This window comes from Vibrio sp. V19_P1S1T109, assembly GCF_002241375.1.
GTDB lineage: Bacteria > Pseudomonadota > Gammaproteobacteria > Enterobacterales > Vibrionaceae > Vibrio > Vibrio anguillarum.
This window is the reverse complement of sequence record NZ_NDIM01000218.1, coordinates 1-21,166: the sequence shown is the minus strand read 5'-3', so window position 1 is coordinate 21,166 and position 21,166 is coordinate 1. Positions and strand designations below refer to the sequence as shown.

Sequence of the window (21,166 nt, the reverse complement as noted above, 5' to 3'; positions counted from 1 at the left end):
ACTCCCGGTGGTTAAGTCAAAGCATTTAGATTAAAACCCTCGGGAGAACGCAAATCTCCCGAGGGTTTTTTCATTTTGCTTTAACTCAATTCCAAATACATTCAATACATTGCACAGGGAAATTGTCATGCAAACACAACGCCTAAGAATTGCCATCCAGAAGAAAGGCCGCTTGAGCTCAGAGTGCCAAGACTTACTTAAAAAATGCGGCGTGAAATTCAATATCATGGGTGAGCGTCTTGTCGTTCACTCTCTCAATATGCCGATCGACCTACTGCTAGTGCGTGATGACGACATACCCGGGCTGGTGATGGACGGTGTGGTTGATCTCGGTTTCATTGGTGAGAATGAACTGGAAGAGGTGCGTTTAGAACGCTTGTCGCAAAATAAGAAAAGTGAGTTTGTTTCACTGCGCCGTCTTGATTTTGGTGGTTGCCGCTTATCCATCGCGATCAATAAAGATCAGCAATACAACGGTCCTCAAGATTTGGCGGGTAAACGCATCGCCACAACTTATCCGCAGCTACTCAAAGCGTACATGGATGAAAAGGGCATTGATTTTAGCACTTGTGTGCTCACAGGTTCTGTTGAGGTTGCGCCACGAGCTGGCTTAGCTGATGCGATTGCTGACCTTGTTTCTACCGGCGCAACATTAGAAGCAAATGGCCTCAAAGAGGCTGAAGTTATCTTCCAATCCAAAGCAACACTCATTCAGCGTCAAGGTGAATTCAGTGAAGATAAGCAAGCATTGATTGCTCGTTTATTGACGCGTATGCAAGGCGTGATTCAAGCCAAAGAGTCCAAATACATCATGCTGCATGCTCCGGTTGATCAATTAGAAGCGATTAAAGACTTACTTCCGGGAGCGGAAGACCCAACAGTGCTGCCTTTATCGGCGGAGAAAAATCGTGTTGCAGTACATGTGGTCAGTACCGAGAACCTATTTTGGGAAACCATGGAGCGCCTAAAAGCATTAGGGGCGAGTTCTATTTTGGTTTTACCTATCGATAAAATGATGGAGTAACGGCGATGAGAACTGTCGTTTGGCAATCGTTGAGTGAAACTCAGCAAGATTCAATTTTAGAACGCCCGGCCATTACTGAAGGAGCCAATGTCACTGCTGCCGTGAGCGCCGTGATTGCGCAGGTGAAAGCGCAAGGTGACCAAGCGTTAATTGAGTTAACTGAAAAATTTGACCGCGTGAAACCGGATTCAATTCGCGTTTCAAGTTGTGAGATTGATGCGGCGTGCGAGCGTCTTTCTGACAAGATGAAACAAGCACTTCAACAAGCTTATGAGAACATTACTAAGTTCCATAAAGCACAAAAGCTGCAACCGATCAAAGTGGAAACGCAGCCGGGAGTGGTGTGTGAACAAGTCACGCGTCCAATTAATACGGTGGGCTTGTACATTCCCGGAGGCAGTGCGCCTTTACCTTCTACCGTATTAATGTTGGGTGTTCCTGCACAAATTGCAGGGTGTCGTAAAGTGGTGCTCTGCTCACCGCCACCGATTGCGGACGAAATCCTCTACGTGGCCAAGCTGTGTAACATTGATGAGGTGTACAACATTGGTGGTGGTCAAGCGATTGCAGCAATGGCTTATGGGACTAAATCCGTTGCTAAAGTAGACAAAATCTTCGGCCCCGGTAATGCCTACGTGACAGAAGCAAAACGTCAAGTGAGCAATGATTTTCGCGGTGCAGCGATTGATATGCCAGCGGGTCCTTCGGAAGTGTTGGTGATTGCTGATGATACGGCTGATGCCGATTTCATCGCGGCTGATCTGCTTAGCCAAGCTGAGCACGGACCTGATTCACAAGTTGTGTTAGTGACCCCTTCAGCGGTGATTGCCGATCAAGTAACAGATGCAGTGCAAAAGCAGCTAAAAAGCTTATCTCGCGCCGCCATTGCAGAAAAGGCCTTGGCTTCTAGTTTGATCATTATCGCTGAGTCTTTGACCCAAGCAGTTTCTATCTCGAACTACTACGGCCCTGAGCACTTAATTGTGCAAACGCGGAACCCTCGTGAGCTGTTGCCGTTACTTGATAACGCTGGCTCAATTTTCTTAGGTGAGTGGTCACCAGAATCAGCCGGTGACTACGCTTCGGGTACCAACCACGTTTTGCCAACATACGGTTACACGCGTACTTATTCTAGCCTTGGTTTGGCCGATTTTAGTAAGCGCATGACGGTGCAAGAACTCAGTGCAGAAGGCTTACAAGGGTTAGCGCCAACCGTGGTCACAATGGCAGAAGCTGAAGGATTGGATGCACACAAACGTGCGGTCACCATTCGAGTCGAAAAATTGCAAAAGGCGAAAAAATAATGGAAAAACTGGCTCGTAAGCAAATTCAAGCACTGAAACCTTACTTATCGGCTCGCCGTATTGGCGGCTGTGGTGATGTATGGCTCAATGCCAACGAATCGCCATTCAATAATGAGTACAAAACCGATTTTGTACGTTTGAACCGTTACAGTGATTGCCAACCCAAAGCTATGATCGATGCGTATGCGGCTTATGCCAAGGTACAGCCAGAGCAGGTGTTGACCTCACGCGGTGCTGATGAAGGGATTGAACTTTTGATCCGCGCATTTTGTGAGCCCAATCAAGACGCTATTTTATACTGTCCGCCGACTTATGGTATGTACGCGATTAGCGCTGAAACGTTCGGTGTCGAGCGTAAAGTTGTGCCATTAACAGCGGATTGGCAGCTCGATCTGTCAGCCATTCGTGCCAATTTAGACAGCGTGAAGTTGATCTTCGTTTGTAGTCCTAATAATCCAACCGGCAATTTAGTTAAGCGCCAAGATATTATTGCTTTGCTGGAAATGACTAAAGACCGCGCTATTGTGGTGATGGATGAAGCCTACATTGATTTCTGTCCAGAAGCCTCAACCGTTGATTTATTAGCGCAATACCCGAATTTGGCGATTTTACGCACCTTATCCAAAGCGTTTGCGCTTGCAGGTTTGCGCTGCGGTTTTACTTTGGCCAATAAAGAGCTGATTGATGTGCTGCAGAAGGTAATTGCACCTTATCCCGTGCCAATTCCGGTAGCAGACATTGCCGTGCAAGCGTTATCAGAAGCTGGGCTGGCTCGTACCAAATTCCAAGTGTTGGATCTCAATGCAAACCGTGCTTACTTACAAGCAGGGTTGTATATGGTGCCCCATTTAACTGTGTTTGAAGGGTGGGGAAACTATCTATTAGTGAAATTTCCCGATGGCGATGCATTGTTTAAAGCCGCTTGGGATCACGGCATCATTTTACGCAATTCTCCGATTGAAAATTGCGTGAGGATCAGTATCGGTAATCGTGAAGAGTGTGAAAAAACACTCGCTTTTATTCGCAATTATTATCAGTAATCGAGCACCATAAATAGCCCAAAATGAATAAGAGCCAGTCGTTTAAGTGACGTTACTGGCCAATAGAAAAGGATATTCCAGTGAGCAAACAGCAAAAAATTCTCTTTATTGATCGTGACGGAACCTTAATTGTTGAGCCTCCGGTCGATTTCCAAGTTGATCGTTTAGACAAACTGAAACTAGAGCCGTATGTGATCCCAAGCCTACTGGCTTTGCAGGCTGCGGGTTATCGGCTGGTAATGGTCACCAACCAAGATGGACTGGGGACGGATAGCTATCCTCAAGCGGATTTCGATGCCCCTCATGCGATGATGATGGACATTTTTCAGTCCCAAGGAGTGATCTTTGATGATGTGCTGATTTGCCCGCACTTTGAAAAAGATAATTGCTCTTGCCGCAAACCCAAACTGGGGATGGTTAAAGAGTATCTGCAAGGAGGCAAAGTCGATTTTCAGCAATCAGTGGTGATTGGCGATCGAATGACCGACCTGCAACTGGCTGAAAATATGGCGATCCGTGGTATTCAGTATCATCCGAAAAGTATGGGATGGCGTGAAATAGTTAAAGACTTAACCGTGAAAGCGCGCAGCGCCGAAGTGGTAAGAACCACTAAAGAGACCGATATTAAAGTTGCGGTCAATTTGGATGAAACGGGTGGTAATCAAATTACAACGGGGTTAGGTTTTTTTGACCACATGCTTGACCAAATCGCAACCCATGGTGGTTTTCAATTGAAGTTGAGCGTCAATGGTGATCTGCACATTGATGATCACCACACCATTGAAGATACCGCATTAGCACTCGGGCAAGCCTTAAAAGAGGCATTAGGCGATAAGCGTGGCATTGGTCGTTTTGGTTTTTCGTTGCCGATGGACGAGTGTTTAGCACAATGCGCACTCGATCTATCGGGTCGCCCTTATCTGAAATTTGAGGCCACCTTTACACGTGAGCAAGTGGGCGATCTCTCCACTGAAATGGTATATCACTTCTTCCGTTCATTAACCGACACTTTGGCCTGTACGCTACATCTCTCATCCAGTGGCGAGAATGATCACCATATTATTGAAAGTTTGTTTAAGGCTTTTGGCCGCACATTGCGCCAAGCCATTAAAGTGGAAGGCAATGAACTACCTAGCAGCAAAGGAGTACTGTAATGTCGTCAGTCCGCGAAGCGATGAGTGATAACAGCAGCCAGCCGCAAAAGGTCGTCATCATTGATACAGGCTGCGCTAATGTTTCTTCCGTGAAATTTGCCATCGAACGCCTGGGGTACCCAGTCACTATTTCAAAAGATCCTGATGTGGTGTTGACGGCAGATAAGCTGTTTTTACCCGGTGTCGGTACGGCAAGTGAGGCGATGAAAAATCTGCAACAGCGCGATTTAATCACGCTGGTGAAACAGGTTGAAAAGCCACTGCTCGGCATCTGCTTAGGCATGCAACTGTTAGGTCAGCTGTCAGAAGAAAAAGGACAGCAAGCTAACGATCAAGCTAATGACATTGTTGAATGCTTGGGGTTATGTGACGGCGAGGTTCGCCTGATGGATACAGGCGATTTACCACTGCCACATATGGGTTGGAATACGGTCAATGCCGAAAGAGGCCATCCTCTGTTTAAAGGCATTGAGCAAGGCGAATATTTCTATTTTGTCCATAGCTACGCCATGCCCGTCGGTGAATACACGATTGCTGAATGTGAATACGGCAAGCCTTTCACCGCGGCGCTGCAAAGCGGTAACTACTATGGTGTCCAATTTCACCCAGAGCGCTCATCCAAAGCCGGCTCGGCACTGATCAAGAACTTCTTGGAATTATAAAAGGGAATTAGCAATGATTATTCCAGCATTAGATTTAATTGATGGCCAAGTGGTTCGCTTATTTCAAGGCGATTATGGTCAAGTTACCGAATACAAAGTGGACCCTGCAGAGCAGTTTCGCCTCTATCATCAGGCTGGAGCTAACTGGTTGCACCTTGTCGATTTAACGGGTGCAAAAGATACCTCAGCCCGACAGCTTGATCTGATTGCCAAACTGCTTGCCAGTACCCCTGCCAATATTCAAATTGGTGGCGGTGTGCGTAGTGAGCAAGATGTGGTGGATTTATTAAATGCGGGTGCGCAGCGCGTGGTTGTCGGTTCTACGGCCGTAAAACAGCCTGAATTAGTCAAAGGATGGATGGAAAAGTATGGCGCAGAAAAAATTGTGCTAGCGCTAGACATCAACATTGATCAAGACGGCACACGTAAAGTGGCCATTTCAGGTTGGCAAGAAGATTCAGGTGTAACGATAGAAGCCTTGATTGATGATTACCTAACGGTTGGTTTGACGCACGTATTGTGCACTGATATTTCCCGCGATGGCACACTAGCCGGTTCTAACGTTGAATTGTATATCGATTTATGCAAACAGTACCCACAAGTACAGTTTCAATCCTCAGGTGGTATCGGTAGCTTAGCGGACATCAAAGCCTTAACAGGCAGTGGCGTCGCAGGCGTGATTGTCGGTCGTGCCTTATTAGATGGTAAGTTCACCGCTCAGGAGGCATTCGAATGTTGGCAAAACGCATAATTCCTTGTTTGGATGTCCGCGATGGACAAGTAGTGAAAGGGGTGCAGTTTCGCAATCACGAAATCATTGGTGATATCGTACCGCTTGCAAAACGCTACGCCGAAGAGGGTGCGGATGAGTTGGTATTTTATGACATTACCGCGTCGAGTGATGGCCGAGTGGTGGATAAAAGTTGGGTTGCGCGTGTCGCGGCAGTGATTGATATTCCATTTTGCGTCGCGGGCGGTATTAAATCTGCCGAAGATGCTGCACGAATTTTAGAATTTGGTGCAGATAAAGTCTCCATTAACTCTCCAGCACTCGCTAACCCACAGTTGATTACTGACTTGGCGGATAAATTTGGCGTGCAATGTATTGTGGTCGGAATTGACTCTTACTTCGATCAAGAAACGGGTCAGTATCAGGTCTATCAATTTACTGGCGATGAGACGCGCACCAAAGCAACACAGTGGCAAACTTGCGATTGGGTACAAGAGGTACAAAAACGTGGTGCGGGTGAAATCGTATTGAATATGATGAACCAAGACGGCGTGCGTAATGGTTATGATCTACAGCAACTCCAGAAGGTACGTGCTGTGTGTCGCGTGCCACTTATCGCTTCTGGCGGGGCGGGAACGATGGAGCACTTTGCGCAAGCTTACCAACAAGCTCATGTCGATGGCGCGTTGGCGGCATCGGTTTTTCACAAGCAGATCATCAATATCGGCGAATTAAAACAATATTTACAAGCAGAAGGTGTAGAGGTAAGACGATGAGTTTTCAAGTATCGAGTGCGGTTGCACTTTCTGAGCGTATTGATTGGAACAAAGTTGATGGCCTTGTTCCGGCGATAGTGCAAGATTTTCAATCAAGTCAAGTGCTTATGATGGGTTACATGAACCAAGATGCGTTGCAAAAAACCGCGCAAACAGGCCAAGTGACGTTCTTTTCTCGCAGCAAACAGCGCCTTTGGACCAAAGGAGAGACCTCTGGTCATGTGTTACAGTTGAAAAACATGGCGCTCGATTGTGATAACGACACTTTATTGGTCAAAGTGAATCCCATTGGGCCAACGTGCCATACTGGAACCACAACCTGTTGGGATAACGATGCACAAGAAGAGTCTCAAATGGTGTGGCTTCATCAGCTTGAGCAGCTATTGGCTGCCCGCAAGAGTGCCGACCCTGATTCCTCTTACACCGCTAGCCTTTATGCCCGTGGAACAAAGCGTATTTCGCAGAAAGTGGGCGAAGAGGGCGTTGAAGTTGCGCTTGCGGCGACGTCGGGCGATAAGGCGGAGTTAGTGTGTGAGTCTGCTGATTTGATTTATCACTTATTGGTGCTATTGCAAGACCAAGGATTAGCGTTGAGTGATGTGATTGATAAGCTTAAAGAACGCCATAAATAAACACAGTGAAGCCTCTTAAATAATAAAGAGGCTTCCGTTTTTGAGAGCGGTGTTAGAGGGTAATTTCTTTCCACTCACCGGGTTGTAGATCGCCTAAAACAATGTCACCCATCGCGTAGCGCACTAAGCGCAGTGTTGGAAAGCCAATATGCGCTGTCATACGTCGTACTTGCCGGTTTTTACCTTCAGTAATGGTAATCGCAAGCCATGTGGTTGGGATTTGTGCGCGAAAACGAACCGGTGGATTACGTTCCCACAAGGTAGGCGGTTGCAAAATCTCAACCTTGGCAGGCAGCGTCATGCCATCTTTTAGCTCTACACCTTGGCGCAATTTATCTAAATCGTTTTGAGCGGGTTCTCCTTCTACTTGAACCCAATACGTTTTTGGTAATTTTGACTGCGGCTGCGTTAGTCTCGCTTGCAAGATGCCGTCATTGGTGAGCACCATCAAACCTTCGCTGTCTCTGTCCAAACGACCTGCGGCATACACCTCTTTTACGGGAATAAAATCAGCGAGAGTTTTGCGCCCATCACCATCGGTAAACTGGCTTAGCGTATCAAAAGGTTTATTAAAGATAATGACTTTTCGATCAGCAAGTGATACTCGTTTTTTTACCTCTTCTGCAGATGAAGAGGAGCGGGCGGTTGAACGCTGATGTGGATCGCGCCGTTTAAAATGAGAAGAGCCAGAGGGTTTTGATACTGATGAAGAATCACGACGCAAGCGGGATGACATGTTAACTACCTTGCAAAAATGTAAATGAAGTGTGTTTGAAAGTTTTCTGAACTTTGGATTTAAGCTATGATTTGCGCGCCCAGAAACAGGATTGACGCACAAGATAATAGACTATTATCCTAGTTTTGTTTAATTATACTCAACCCATGCTATTTGGATTCAGTATCAATAAAGGGTTTGGGTGTATACGTATTTTCACTCAATGACTAAAATCGGATAACGCTCAACGACATTCGATTCAGTTTTTGAAAGAGTGACGCTATCGTGTTCAAGTCGCGAGGATGCTAACCCACTTGACACGGACAATCACACAGCGCTGTTTCATCCAATGGTGCTGCTAGAACAAATAGGGAAATTTTTCATGCCTACAGAAAAACCTACAATTATTTATACCATCACAGACGAAGCACCAGCACTGGCCACTTATTCTTTATTGCCGATTATCCAATCCTTTACCGCCTCGTCAGGCATTAGCGTTGAAACCCGCGATATTTCACTGGCTGCGCGTATCCTTGCCAGCTTCCCAGAACATTTAAAAGAAAATCAACGTGTAAGTGATGCGCTTGCCGAATTAGGTGAACTGGCGACCAAACCAGAAGCGAATATTATTAAACTGCCTAACGTTTCTGCATCGGTCCCACAATTGAAAGCCGCGATTAAAGAGTTGCAGGAAAAAGGTTACGACCTACCAAATTATCCTGAAGAACCAAGTACCTACGAAGAAGAAGCGATTAAAGCGACTTACGATAAAATCAAAGGCAGTGCGGTTAACCCAGTGTTACGTGAAGGAAACTCCGATCGCCGCGCACCATTATCAGTCAAGAATTATGCGAAGAAAAACCCACATTCAATGGGCGCATGGTCACCGCAATCCCGTTCACATGTTGCCAGCATGCAAGACAAAGATTTCTATGGAACAGAAAAGTCAGTCACCATTGAAGGTGACACTAAGGTCAAAATTGAGTTTGTCGGCCATGATGGCTCGACTAAAGTCTTAAAGAAAGAGTTTGCGCTGCTTGATAAAGAAATTATCGATGCTTCAGTTCTAAGCAAAAAAGCGTTAGTTGAGTTTTTTGAGCAACAAATCGCAGCAGCGAAACAGCAAGATGTGCTGCTTTCCTTGCACATGAAAGCAACCATGATGAAAGTGTCTGACCCAGTCATTTTCGGCCATGCCGTTAAAGTGTACTACAAAGACGTATTTGCGAAGTATGGCGCGTTGTTTGACTCATTAGGTGTTGATGTCAACAATGGCCTAGGCGATGTTTACGCGAAAATTCAAGCATTGCCACAAGCACAGAAAGAAGAAATTGAAGCCGCGATTCAAGCGGTTTATAACACGCAACCACCGCTTGCTATGGTCGATTCTGACCGAGGTATTACTAACCTACATGTCCCAAGCGATATCATTGTTGATGCGTCAATGCCAGCAATGCTGCGCGCTTCTGGTCAAATGTGGGGGCCAGATGGCAAGCAACAAGACACCAAAGCACTGATCCCAGATCGCTGCTACGCTGGCGTTTATCAAGCGGTGATTGATTTTTGTAAAAAGCACGGCGCATTTGATCCCACCACGATGGGCAGCGTGCCAAACGTGGGCCTTATGGCGCAAAAAGCTGAAGAATATGGATCGCACGATAAAACCTTTATCCTCGATGCAGCGGGTTCGGTACGTGTTGTGGATACCTCCGGCAAAGTATTGCTAGAGCAAGCTGTTGAAGCTGGTGATATTTTCCGCATGTGCCAAGTGAAAGATGCACCGATCCAAGACTGGGTGAAACTGGCCGTGACTCGTGCCAGAGCTACTGGTGTTCCTGCGATTTTCTGGTTAGACGATCAGCGTGCGCATGACCGCGAATTGATCAAAAAAGTCAACGTCTACCTTGCTGATCATGATACGGCCGGCTTAGATATTCAGATCCTATCACCCGTTGAAGCGACTCTGTTCACACTTGAGCGTCTCAAAGCGGGTAAAGATACCATCTCAGTTACGGGTAACGTACTGCGTGATTACCTCACGGATCTATTCCCCATTCTTGAGCTCGGTACTTCGGCTAAAATGTTGTCGATTGTTCCCTTGATGAATGGCGGTGGTTTGTTTGAAACAGGTGCTGGTGGCTCTGCGCCAAAACACGTTCAGCAGGTTGAGAAAGAAAACCACTTACGTTGGGATTCGTTAGGCGAGTTTTTAGCGCTGGCGGCGTCTTTGGAACATTTGAGTGTTGTCACTGGAAATGCGAAAGCGAAAGTACTAGCCGATGCGCTTGATAAAGCCACTGGTAAGTTCCTTGATCTCAATAAATCACCATCGCGCAGAGTTGGTGAGCTTGATAACCGTGGCAGTCACTACTATCTTGCAACCTATTGGGCTGAGGCCTTAGCAGAGCAGACGGCGGATGCTGATTTAGCGGCGGAATTCGCACCGATTGCGAAACAGCTGCAAGAAAATGAACAGGTTATCGTCTCTGAGCTGAATCAGGCACAAGGTACTCCGGGTGATTTGGGTGGTTACTATGCGCCAGTGTTTGAAAAAGCATCAGCACTAATGCGTCCAAGCCAAACCTTGAACGCGATCATTGGCGCTTAACCTTCAGTTATTCACCTCTAAGCAATAAAAAAACCCGCCAGTTCGGCGGGTTTTTCATCAAATACACGTTTGGCAGCGATTATTTTGCAAGTTGACCTTCGATTGGAACAACAGCGCTAGCGTGATAACCTTTCGGCCCCTGTTCAATCTCGTAGGAAACTTGTTGGCCCGCTTTGAGTGTGCGGTAGCCTTCCATTTGAATGGTTGAATAGTGAGCAAAAATATCGGTATCCTCACCTTCTGGACAAATAAACCCAAATCCTTTGGCGTTGTTAAACCATTTTACTGTACCTGTAGCCATGCTTTACATCCCTCATTGCATTTTAGTTACTGATGTTGTTATCGAGAAACTTATCCTAAAAACGTTACCCGAATGTGAATATCAATTCAGCCGCTGCCAAATTTTTAGTCACTAATTGACCAATGTAGTCAATGATTCGGCGCAGTCAATAGGCAAAAGGTATGATACTCGACATATTTGCAAATAAATCACTTTTCAGGTTTACATTGTTGTAACGATTAAATAGGGCGTTAAGAATGAAATAGTTAAAGAAAGCAGTTGCTTTTGTTTTCTTTTTAATCAACTACGCCGTTGATAGTTCGGAATAGCAATGTTTTATTTGCAGCGATACAATTGCTGCATTAGTCTCTAAGTAAGGGTTGTTTTTCAACTGTGTCGGTAGCACTAATAACATTAATAGATTCCAACGACACAATGGTTACTGAGAGGCACACGGTTCCACTAGGTAGAGAAGCACTCTAAATACGGTCATCATGAGTAAACATTTTGAATGGGTGACTCCAGACTCAGATCTTCTGGAGAAAGAGAAGACAGCAATTAAACCACCAGCGATGTACAACGTAGTTCTTAATAACGATGACTACACGCCGATGGAGTTTGTGATTGAAATCCTTGAGCGATTCTTCTCGATGGATATCGACAAAGCAACACAGATAATGCTCAAGGTGCATTATGAAGGGAAAGCAATTTGTGGCACGTTCAGTGCCGAGATTGCAGAGACCAAAGTAGCTCAAGTTACTTTGTACTCAAGGGAAAATGAGCATCCACTGCTTTGTACTATGGAGCAAGCGTAGTCGCTTGCTGGAGCAACAAAGTGGTTCCTTAAGGAGGTACTTATGCTTAATAAAGAACTAGAGTCGAGTCTAAACGGCGCGTTCGCTCGAGCGCGAGACAAAAGACATGAATTCATGACCGTCGAGCACCTCCTACTTGCGTTATTAGAAAATGATGCAGCCAGAGAGGCCTTATTAGCCTGCCAAGCGGATTTGGATGCCTTACGCCAAGAGCTTGATATTTTTATTGATCAAACCACACCTCTTATTCCTGAAAGTGACGAAACACGTGAAACGCAACCTACATTGAGTTTTCAACGTGTGCTGCAACGTGCTGTATTTCATGTGCAATCCTCTGGCCGCAATGAAGTCACAGGGGCGAATGTACTGGTTGCAATCTTTAGTGAGCAGGAGTCACACGCGGCTTACCTACTGAAAAAAAATGACATCAGTCGCTTAGATATCGTCAACTACATTTCGCACGGCATCACTAAAGCTTCCAGCGCAAGTGATAATTCAGCCTCTTCCGACTCTTTTAGCAGCGAATCAGCTGATGAAGTCAGTTCTGATGAACGTTTGGAAAGCTTTGCCAGCAACCTCAACCAATTGGCAAAGCAAGGGTTGATTGACCCGCTAATTGGGCGTGATAAAGAACTAGAACGAACCATTCAAGTGTTGTGTCGTCGCCGTAAAAATAATCCGCTGTTAGTGGGAGAAGCGGGAGTCGGTAAAACGGCGATTGCGGAAGGGCTGGCGTGGCGTATTGTGGAAGGCCAAGTGCCTGAAATCATTCAAAATAGCGTTATTTATTCACTGGATATTGGCTCATTACTCGCTGGAACTAAGTATCGTGGCGATTTTGAAAAGCGTTTTAAAACCATTTTGAAACAGCTTGAAAAAGAGCAGGACGCGATCCTATTTATTGATGAAATTCATACCATCATCGGTGCGGGTGCCGCTTCTGGTGGTCAGGTGGATGCGGCTAACTTAATCAAACCTCTGCTTAGCAGCGGTAAATTGCGCTGCATCGGCTCAACGACTTATCAAGAGTACAACAACATCTTTGAAAAAGAGCGCGCGCTGGCTCGCCGTTTTCAAAAAATCGATGTGGTCGAGCCATCGTTGGATGACACCACTAAAATACTTATGGGCCTGAAAACAAAATACGAGGCGCACCATGATGTACGTTACACCAATAAAGCGTTACGTGCGGCCGTAGAGCTTTCTGCAAAATACATCAATGAACGTCATTTGCCTGATAAAGCGATTGATGTGATTGATGAAGCGGGAGCACGTTCAAGGTTGGCACCTGCAAGTCGTCGCAAGAAAACCGTTGGAGTGGCCGATATTGAAGCGATGGTTGCTAAAATGGCGCGTATTCCAGAAAAATCGGTCTCTTCTTCCGATAAAGACATTTTGCAGCACCTTGATAGAAAAATGAAAATGTTGGTATTTGGACAAGATGACGCTATCGATGTATTGAGTGAGGCGATCAAACTCTCACGCGCTGGCTTAGGTGCCGACAATAAACCGGTGGGCTCATTCTTGTTTGCAGGGCCAACAGGCGTGGGTAAAACAGAAGTGACAGTGCAGTTATCGAAGCTACTTGGCATTGAGCTGCTGCGTTTTGATATGTCTGAGTATGGTGAACGTCACTCGGTGAGTCGTTTAATTGGTGCTCCTCCTGGTTATGTTGGGTATGACCAAGGTGGCTTGCTAACTGATGCTGTGATTAAACATCCACATTCAGTGGTGCTACTTGATGAGATTGAGAAAGCGCACCCTGATATTTTTAACTTGTTACTTCAAGTCATGGATAACGGCACTTTAACCGATAACAATGGACGAAAAGCGGATTTCCGTAACATCATTTTGGTGATGACAACCAACGCAGGTGTTGCAGAGACAGTGAAAAAATCGATTGGTCTTATCCAACAAGACAATAGTTTTGATGCGATGTCAGAGATTAAGAAAGTATTCACACCCGAATTTCGTAACCGTTTAGATAACATCATCTGGTTTAATCGTTTGGATGAGCGTGTAATCCATCAAGTGGTTGATAAGTTTATTGTTGAACTACAAGCTCAACTCGATGCGAGAGGTGTATCGTTAGAGGTTTCTGAGGATGCTCGTCATTGGCTTGCTGTGAAAGGCTACGATATTGAGATGGGCGCTCGTCCGATGGGCCGCGTGATTCAGGATAAGCTGAAAAAGCCATTAGCGAATGAGTTGTTGTTTGGCTCGTTGGTCGATGGCGGCACAGTGAAAGTGGATTTAGATGGCGAAGAGCTTAAGTTTAAGTACATTGGTTCTCGTGAAGAAGCGGTTCACTAATCGGTAATCCCGATGCTTATCACCTAATAACAAAAGCACGCTGAGGCGTGCTTTCTTCTATGCATTGCATTTAATCCAGTTCTATAAGTAACAAAAAACGGAGCATTTAGCTCCGTTTTTTGTTGCGTTCGAAAATCAGAGATTAACGAGCACGGAAGACGATGCGGCCTTTAGTTAGGTCGTATGGAGTCATCTCTACAGTTACTTTGTCACCAGTAAGAATACGAATGTAGTTCTTACGCATTTTACCAGAGATGTGAGCTGTTACTACGTGGCCGTTTTCTAGCTCAACACGGAACATTGTGTTTGGAAGAGTATCAAGGACAGTGCCTTGCATCTCAATTACGTCTTCTTTAGCCATTTAATCCTCTTTAGAAACTTGGCGATTTTTAACGGACGCATTCTGCCGCTAAAAGATAAATATGTAAAGTTGGGGCGTATTCTACCCTTGCCAACGTTGATTTACTAGCTTTTGATGGCGCTCAAAGCGTACTTTGTAGTTCATTGCTGGGCATTCATCAATTTGATAACCCAAATATAACCATTGTTTCTGTGTGGCTTGGCAATATTGCAGTTGAAATAAAACGCCAAGTGTTCCGAGTGACAGATCTGACTCTGGATCATAAAAGGTATAAAAGGCGCTGGCACTGTTTTGTAAAATATCCGTCACCGCAATCGCGACCAGTTGTCCGTTTTGATAAATATGCAGGTATTGAGTATCTAGCCAACGACAAGCGGAAAAGGTTTCAAACTCCTGCTCGTTGGGAGGGTACATGCTGCCCTCTTTATGTCGCGCTTCAATATAGCGGGCATAGAGTGCAAACCAACCCGAATCCATGGTTGGTTTCAACTGCCACTGAAAAGCGTGTGCCTTTTTGAGTAACCGCTTTTGACTGGTTGATAGCTTGACTTGGTCAACAAAAACACGCAATGCTTGGCAGGAGTTGCAATTGTCACAGTGAGGTTTGTAAATGGTATCCCCACTGCGTCGAAAACCATTTGCGAGTAGAATTTCATAATTCTCAGGCGATTGCATGGCGGAGTCTAAAGTCACAGCGACACGTTCTTGTCTATCTTTTAAATAGCTACAAGGGTGGTTATTGGTTAAACCGATGCGTATTTGCTGTAAATCTGAGCTCATGGTTATCCTTCATTAGGCAAGGTGATCCACTGGGGTGTAAAGCAGCGCTCATCGACAGAGCTATCTCTAAAAGATAGCAAGGATTTGAGAAAATCGTCGCGCTCTAATTCGAAAGCTCCCAATGATGCCAGATGCGGATTCATCACCTGACAATCAATCAACTGTCCACCGTGTGATTGAAAATGCTGGCAAAAATACCAAAGCGCAATTTTTGATGCATTGGCTTTGATACTAAACATCGACTCACCGCAAAACATTTGGCCCATTTGTATGCCATAGAGCCCGCCGATCAATTTATCTTCCTGCCACACCTCAACCGAATGACAACGGCCAGAAGCCGCAAGGGCGAGGTAGGCGCTGCGCATCTCTTCATTTAGCCAAGTTTGATCTGCGGGTCTTACGTTGGCGCAACTTGTAATTACCTCTTTAGTTGCATGGTTAAGGCTTATTTTATATTGATGTTTTCGCTGGAATTTTTTAACGCTTTTAGCTGGAGAAAAAGTTTGTGGGTTAAACACAGCTCGTGGAGCGGGGCTCCACCAAAGAATAGGCTCTTGTGGGCCATACCAAGGAAAAATTCCGTGTCGATAAGCATTATAAATACGTTCTGGTTGTAAATCTCCACCAAACGCGAGCAGTCCATTTGGCTCTTCTAGCGCCTCATCAGCGGAAGGAAAAGAGAAATCATCAAGCGCAAGTTGAGGAAGGTAAATAGTCATGTTCGATCCGATCTGGGTTAACCATCAAGATAAGGCCACGGAATGAGGATAGTAGGGATTTTTCAATAGTTTGCCAATCATTACTATCAGGCCATATTTGTACTGGAGTTCGCTTTTATTTTTAGATAGGCTGCAAGTACGAAGAATTTTCATTTTCCCAGAGCAAACAGGAGCTCTTTGGAAGATGCAAGGAAACACAACTCGAATGGAAAGCCTCACGTTACAACCAATAAAAAAAATTAATGGGCAAGTCAATTTACCCGGTTCCAAAAGTGTCTCAAACCGAACACTACTGCTTGCCGCTCTGGCAAGTGGTACGACTAAGCTAACGAACTTGTTAGACAGTGACGACATTCGCCACATGCTCAACGCACTAGCAAAACTTGGTGTGGAGTATCGTTTGTCAGACGACAAAACGGTGTGTGAAATAAAAGGTTTGGGTCGGCCTTTTAGCATCGAGCAATCCGTTGAGCTGTTTTTAGGTAATGCAGGGACGGCAATGCGTCCACTTGCGGCAGCATTAGTTCTTGGACAGGGTGAATTCATTTTGACTGGTGAGCCGAGGATGAAAGAGCGTCCAATCGGTCATCTCGTTACGGCGTTACGTGAAGCGGGCGCTGATATTGAGTACCTTGAAAACGAAGACTTCCCGCCGTTAAAAATTACGGCAACCGGCCTTAAAGCTGGAACCGTGGCGATTGACGGTTCAATCTCGAGTCAATTTTTGACCGCCTTTTTAATGGCTGCGCCACTGTCTGATGGTGAAATAACGATCAACATCGTTGGTGACTTGGTCTCAAAGCCCTACATTGATATCACGTTACACATCATGGCGCAGTTTGGTGTAAAAGTGATTAACCATAACTACACTCAATTTGTGATCCCAACTGGGCAATCGTATGTTTCTCCTGGGCAGTTTTTGGTGGAAGGGGATGCATCCTCTGCTTCTTACTTCCTCGCGGCGGCGGCTATCAAAGGTGGCGAAGTAAAAGTTACTGGTATTGGTAAAAACAGTATCCAAGGAGATATTCAATTTGCCGATGCGCTAGAAAAAATGGGCGCAGTCATCGAATGGGGGAATGATTATGTCATCGCTCGTCGTGGAGAGCTTAATGCGGTTGATCTCGATTTTAATCACATTCCTGATGCGGCTATGACCATTGCGACGACCGCATTATTTGCCAAAGGCACCACAGCCATTCGCAACGTATATAATTGGCGTGTTAAAGAAACTGATCGTTTAGCGGCAATGGCGACGGAGCTGCGTAAAGTGGGTGCAGAGGTTGAGGAAGGGGATGATTACATTATCATCACACCACCAACGTCATTACTGCATGCGGCAATCGACACTTATGACGATCATCGAATGGCGATGTGTTTTTCGCTGGTTGCACTGAGCGATACCGCAGTGACGATTAATGATCCTAAATGTACTTCGAAAACGTTTCCTGATTATTTTGAACAGCTTGCGAAACTAAGCCACTAGGCATTGAGCGTTTAAACCCAATAATGAAAAGCCTCGAATGAGGCTTTTTTTCATCAAGAATTACGATTGAACGAGAGTGAATTGCTTTGATAAATGCAAGGCAAGGTACTTGAACATGTTAAATACCGCAGTGGTATTAGGTGTTGGCAGCCCCTTGTCGTCTAAAAAGTAGTTGCCTTTAAAAACTAATACATCCTCTTTTTCTTCAACGCTATCGGCGCGCATGCCAACGATATAAGCGTCATGTTCTTGAATGATTTGGTTTGCAATAAGTAACAAATCAAATTCAGTAATAGATTGTTTTTCGCTCATCTTTTACGGTCCTATGAGTAGATGTGCGAGGATAGTGCCGTAAAAGGGTAGGTAATTTCAATGATTTCAAATAGAATTCGGCGCAAAATTCGATGGAGTGGATTCTCAAGCTTTGACCAAAGAGAGAAGTCACGTCTAAGCTTAATCAAGAAAGCCGATTTTTTATGCAATGAGAATGTGTGACTTACGGCATATTTCATTGGATTTATTTCGCGAACTGATAATACTCACTTTAGTATGAGCGCCAAAGCACGTTTAGTAGAGTGCTGCAGCAATGAAAGTCAAGCTCACAAGTACTACAGGATTCGATTTTAAACTTCTCAATTTAGGTTGGAAGGCTGGCGGAGAATAGGCCACTGAGCTCTGGTTGCATTTTGACCAATTATTGAGTGGTTGAATTTTATTTTTAAAAAACATGTTGATCTTCTTGTTAACTGGCTCGATAGTAAAAAAAGAAGCAATAATTTAGAACGTCATGCGATTTACTTTCGCGTAATGATTAAGGGCATTTGAGTCAATTATGGGTAAATCACTCGTTATAGTGGAATCGCCAGCCAAGGCTAAAACGATCAATAAATATCTTGGTAAAGATTTTATTGTTAAGTCGAGCGTAGGGCATGTTCGTGATCTTCCAACCGCAGGTCAAAGTACCGCTAAAAAAGCAACGCCTAGTTCTTCTTCAAAGAACCTTAGCGCTGAAGAGAAAGCACGCTTGAAAAGCGAGAAAGACCGCAGTTCGTTAATTAAGAAGATGGGCATCGACCCTTATCACGGCTGGGAAGCGAATTACCAAATTTTGCCGGGTAAAGAAAAAGTAGTGGCGGAATTGCAAAAGCTTGCCAAAGATGCCGACTGCATTTATCTCGCAACCGATTTGGACCGCGAAGGAGAGGCCATCGCTTGGCACCTTCGTGAGATCATCGGTGGCGATGAACAGCGATACAAACGAGTTGTATTTAACGAAATTACTAAAAATGCAATCCAACAAGCCTTCCAAACACCGGGTGAATTGAATATCGACGGTGTAAACGCCCAACAAGCGCGTCGTTTCATGGACCGTGTGGTGGGTTTTATGGTCTCTCCATTACTTTGGAAAAAAGTGGCGCGTGGCTTGTCTGCGGGTCGCGTCCAATCGGTGGCGGTGAAATTACTTGTTGAGCGTGAGCGTGAAATTAACGCGTTTGTCCCTGAAGAGTTCTGGGATATCCATGCTGATACGAAAACGCAAGATAAAACGGATTTCCGTCTGTTGGTCGCGCAAAAAAATGATGTAGCGTTTAAGCCTGTCAACGAAGCGGAAGCTAAATCAGCGGTTTCGATTTTAGAAAAAGCTTCTTACGAAGTGTGTAAACGTGAAGACCGCCCAACCAGCAGTAAACCTTCCGCTCCTTTTATCACCTCGACGTTACAGCAAGCAGCCAGTACTCGCTTGGGTTACGGAGTGAAGAAAACGATGATGCTAGCTCAGCGCTTGTATGAGGCGGGTTACATCACTTATATGCGTACCGATTCAACCAACTTAAGTGCTGAAGCGGTCGAAGCGGTTCGCAGCTATATTGGGAGTGAGTTTGGACAGGCCTACTTACCTGAGAATCCGTTAGCTTATGGAAGTAAGCAGGGCGCTCAAGAAGCGCACGAAGCGATTCGTCCATCCAGTGTGGATGTTAAAGCCGATGATTTACAAGGTATGGAAGCGGATGCTCATAAGCTATACGCACTAATCTGGAATCAGTTTGTTGCTTGCCAAATGACGCCAGCTCAATACGATTCGACCACGGTGAGCGTGAAAGCGGCAGAATTTACCCTTAAGGCGAAAGGTCGCATCCTTAAATTTGATGGTTGGACACGAGTTCAACGTCCAATGGGTAAGAATGAAGACCAAATTTTACCTCCAGTGAAAGTGGGCGAAACGTTGTTATTGCAAACGTTAGATCCAAAACAACATTTCACTAAGCCACCGGCACGTTATACGGAAGCTGCGCTGGTAAAAGAGCTTGAAAAGCGTGGTATAGGCCGACCATCGACGTATGCTTCTATCATCTCTACTATTCAAGATCGCGGCTATGTGAAAGTGGATCAGCGACGTTTTTATGCTGAGAAAATGGGTGAAATCGTCACCGATCGTCTGGATGACAGTTTCAATGACTTGATGAACTATGACTTCACCGCGCGAATGGAAGAAAAGCTGGACCAAATTGCAGCAGGATCTGCAAATTGGAAAGGAGTCTTGGACGATTTCTTTAAAGATTTCACTGCAGATTTAGAAACGGCTGAACTGGATGAAGAACAAGGTGGTATGAAACCCAACCACATCGTGATGACCGACATTCAATGTCCGACATGTTCACGTCCAATGGGAATTCGTACAGCCTCTACAGGGGTGTTCCTCGGTTGTTCTGGTTATGCACTACCACCTAAAGAGCGTTGTAAAACCACCATTAACCTAGGTGACGAAGAAGGCGTCATCAATGTCTTGGAAGAAGATGTTGAAACAGCTGCACTGCGCGCTAAAAAACGTTGTCCTATCTGTGAAACGGCGATGGATGCGTACCTAATCGATGACACACGTAAAATGCATGTGTGCGGGAACAATCCGAACTGCGAAGGTTACGTTGTAGAATTCGGTGAGTTTAAAGTTAAAGGCTATGATGGCCCAGTTGTCGAGTGTGACAAGTGTGGGTCAAACATGGTGCTGAAAAATGGCCGTTTTGGTAAGTACATGGATTGCACCAGCGATGACTGTAAAAATACGCGTAAGATCTTAAGAAGCGGCGAAGTTGCTCCACCAAAAGAAGATCCTATCCATTTCCCAGAATTGCCTTGTGAAAACTCGGATGCGTATTTTGTACTGCGTGATGGCGCTTCAGGTCTGTTTCTTGCGGCGAGCAATTTCCCTAAATCTCGTGAGACACGTGCGCCATTGGTTGAAGAATTGGCTCGTTTCAAAGAGCGCCTAGCACCAAAGTATCAATACTTAGCTGATGCGCCTGCACATGATCCTGATGGTGTGGCGGCGGTTGTACGCTTTAGTCGTAAGTCAAAAGAACACTATGTACGCACTGAGATAGAGGGTAAACCCTCAGGTTGGACGGCGTTGTACGATAATGGGCGGTGGGAAATTACCGATAAGCGTAAAAACGCTAAAAAATAGCCTTTAATGTGATCAATGCGAAAAGGTAGCCTTCGGGCTACCTTTTTTTTGGCTGGAGTTTGAGCAAGTTCAACTATTCATACAATTCATAGTGAATCTATCGCCAATATTTTGACATTTGTCGAGTAAGACCGTAATGATGAACTATCTGTGAGCGGGCGGGGTGTCGGATGTTCAGAGTCTTGTACACAGGAGATAGCCTTATTGCACCAGCATGTTGTGAATTGTTCAGTCGGTTCAACAACTAAAATGGAGCTATTTGGTGTAATTAATATTTATGTCTTTAACCTAGTAAACATAGCGT

Annotated in this window: 19 protein-coding genes; 13 read left to right on the top strand and 6 right to left on the bottom strand. The window is 45.2% G+C overall.

Annotated elements, in window-relative coordinates:
- Window positions 1-127 precede the first annotated feature (127 nt).
- From hisG to hisIE, 8 genes are all read left to right on the top strand, one after another.
- Window positions 128-1,024, top strand: a complete 897-nt coding sequence (hisG, locus tag B9J87_RS10495; RefSeq protein WP_026027608.1) for an ATP phosphoribosyltransferase — start codon at window positions 128-130, stop codon at window positions 1,022-1,024.
- Window positions 1,025-1,029: 5 nt separating this feature from the next.
- Complete coding sequence (hisD, locus tag B9J87_RS10490) at window positions 1,030-2,328, top strand: histidinol dehydrogenase (protein ID WP_094150589.1); 1,299 nt, start codon at window positions 1,030-1,032, stop codon at window positions 2,326-2,328.
- The gene (gene hisC, locus B9J87_RS10485) at window positions 2,328-3,368 is read left to right on the top strand and encodes a histidinol-phosphate transaminase (RefSeq protein WP_094150587.1); all 1,041 of its coding nucleotides are present in this window, start codon (window positions 2,328-2,330) and stop codon (window positions 3,366-3,368) included. The genes hisD and hisC overlap by 1 nt, the downstream gene beginning before the upstream one ends.
- A gap of 80 nt (window positions 3,369-3,448) precedes the next feature.
- On the top strand, window positions 3,449-4,522 hold the full coding sequence (hisB, locus tag B9J87_RS10480; protein ID WP_013857094.1) for a bifunctional histidinol-phosphatase/imidazoleglycerol-phosphate dehydratase HisB: 1,074 nt from the start codon (window positions 3,449-3,451) through the stop codon (window positions 4,520-4,522).
- Complete coding sequence (gene hisH, locus B9J87_RS10475) at window positions 4,522-5,184, top strand: imidazole glycerol phosphate synthase subunit HisH (RefSeq protein ID WP_013857093.1); 663 nt, start codon at window positions 4,522-4,524, stop codon at window positions 5,182-5,184. The genes hisB and hisH overlap by 1 nt, the downstream gene beginning before the upstream one ends.
- A gap of 13 nt (window positions 5,185-5,197) precedes the next feature.
- Window positions 5,198-5,935: a 1-(5-phosphoribosyl)-5-[(5-phosphoribosylamino)methylideneamino]imidazole-4-carboxamide isomerase gene (gene hisA, locus B9J87_RS10470; protein ID WP_013857092.1), complete on the top strand. Its 738-nt coding sequence runs from the start codon at window positions 5,198-5,200 to the stop codon at window positions 5,933-5,935.
- Complete coding sequence (gene hisF, locus B9J87_RS10465; protein ID WP_017044649.1) at window positions 5,917-6,690, top strand: imidazole glycerol phosphate synthase subunit HisF; 774 nt, start codon at window positions 5,917-5,919, stop codon at window positions 6,688-6,690. Before hisA ends, hisF begins: the two co-directional genes overlap by 19 nt.
- Window positions 6,687-7,322 carry a bifunctional phosphoribosyl-AMP cyclohydrolase/phosphoribosyl-ATP diphosphatase HisIE gene (hisIE, locus tag B9J87_RS10460; RefSeq protein WP_017043909.1) on the top strand — a complete coding sequence of 212 codons (636 nt, stop codon included), beginning with the start codon at window positions 6,687-6,689 and terminating at the stop codon, window positions 7,320-7,322. Before hisF ends, hisIE begins: the two co-directional genes overlap by 4 nt.
- A 52-nt stretch (window positions 7,323-7,374) precedes the next feature.
- Here hisIE and B9J87_RS10455 read toward each other — a convergent pair whose 3' ends face one another.
- Window positions 7,375-8,058, bottom strand: coding sequence for a pseudouridine synthase (locus B9J87_RS10455; RefSeq protein WP_206208096.1), 684 nt, complete (start codon window positions 8,056-8,058; stop codon window positions 7,375-7,377).
- A gap of 361 nt (window positions 8,059-8,419) precedes the next feature.
- Between B9J87_RS10455 and B9J87_RS10450 the strand changes: the two genes are divergently transcribed.
- Window positions 8,420-10,645 carry an NADP-dependent isocitrate dehydrogenase gene (locus B9J87_RS10450; RefSeq protein WP_026028830.1) on the top strand — a complete coding sequence of 742 codons (2,226 nt, stop codon included), beginning with the start codon at window positions 8,420-8,422 and terminating at the stop codon, window positions 10,643-10,645.
- A gap of 79 nt (window positions 10,646-10,724) precedes the next feature.
- Here the strand turns inward: B9J87_RS10450 and cspD are convergent, their stop codons facing one another.
- Entirely contained in the window at window positions 10,725-10,946 is a 222-nt protein-coding gene (gene cspD, locus B9J87_RS10445) for a cold shock domain-containing protein CspD (protein ID WP_013857087.1), read from the bottom strand.
- Between the two features lie 473 nt (window positions 10,947-11,419).
- Between cspD and clpS the strand changes: the two genes are divergently transcribed.
- Window positions 11,420-11,740, top strand: coding sequence for an ATP-dependent Clp protease adapter ClpS (gene clpS, locus B9J87_RS10440; protein WP_010319243.1), 321 nt, complete (start codon window positions 11,420-11,422; stop codon window positions 11,738-11,740).
- Between the two features lie 42 nt (window positions 11,741-11,782).
- Window positions 11,783-14,053 (top strand): ATP-dependent Clp protease ATP-binding subunit ClpA, encoded by a 2,271-nt coding sequence (gene clpA, locus B9J87_RS10435; protein ID WP_013857086.1) that lies wholly within the window; start codon window positions 11,783-11,785, stop codon window positions 14,051-14,053.
- Between the two features lie 142 nt (window positions 14,054-14,195).
- Here the strand turns inward: clpA and infA are convergent, their stop codons facing one another.
- The 3 genes from infA to aat form a co-directional block, all read right to left on the bottom strand.
- Entirely contained in the window at window positions 14,196-14,414 is a 219-nt protein-coding gene (gene infA / locus B9J87_RS10430; RefSeq protein ID WP_006075347.1) for a translation initiation factor IF-1, read from the bottom strand.
- Window positions 14,415-14,495: 81 nt separating this feature from the next.
- On the bottom strand, window positions 14,496-15,194 hold the full coding sequence (locus B9J87_RS10425; RefSeq protein ID WP_013857085.1) for an arginyltransferase: 699 nt from the start codon (window positions 15,192-15,194) through the stop codon (window positions 14,496-14,498).
- A 2-nt stretch (window positions 15,195-15,196) separates the two neighbouring features.
- Entirely contained in the window at window positions 15,197-15,913 is a 717-nt protein-coding gene (aat, locus tag B9J87_RS10420; RefSeq protein ID WP_013857084.1) for a leucyl/phenylalanyl-tRNA--protein transferase, read from the bottom strand.
- 205 nt (window positions 15,914-16,118) lie between these two features.
- On the opposite strand from aat, the gene aroA reads away from it, so the two are divergent.
- Complete coding sequence (aroA, locus tag B9J87_RS10415) at window positions 16,119-17,399, top strand: 3-phosphoshikimate 1-carboxyvinyltransferase (RefSeq protein WP_094150585.1); 1,281 nt, start codon at window positions 16,119-16,121, stop codon at window positions 17,397-17,399.
- A gap of 60 nt (window positions 17,400-17,459) precedes the next feature.
- On the opposite strand, the gene B9J87_RS10410 is transcribed toward aroA, so the two are convergent.
- Complete coding sequence (locus tag B9J87_RS10410) at window positions 17,460-17,711, bottom strand: YciN family protein (RefSeq protein ID WP_013857082.1); 252 nt, start codon at window positions 17,709-17,711, stop codon at window positions 17,460-17,462.
- 520 nt (window positions 17,712-18,231) lie between these two features.
- On the opposite strand from B9J87_RS10410, the gene topA reads away from it, so the two are divergent.
- Window positions 18,232-20,862 (top strand): type I DNA topoisomerase, encoded by a 2,631-nt coding sequence (topA, locus tag B9J87_RS10405; RefSeq protein ID WP_094150576.1) that lies wholly within the window; start codon window positions 18,232-18,234, stop codon window positions 20,860-20,862.
- Window positions 20,863-21,166: the final 304 nt, after the last annotated feature.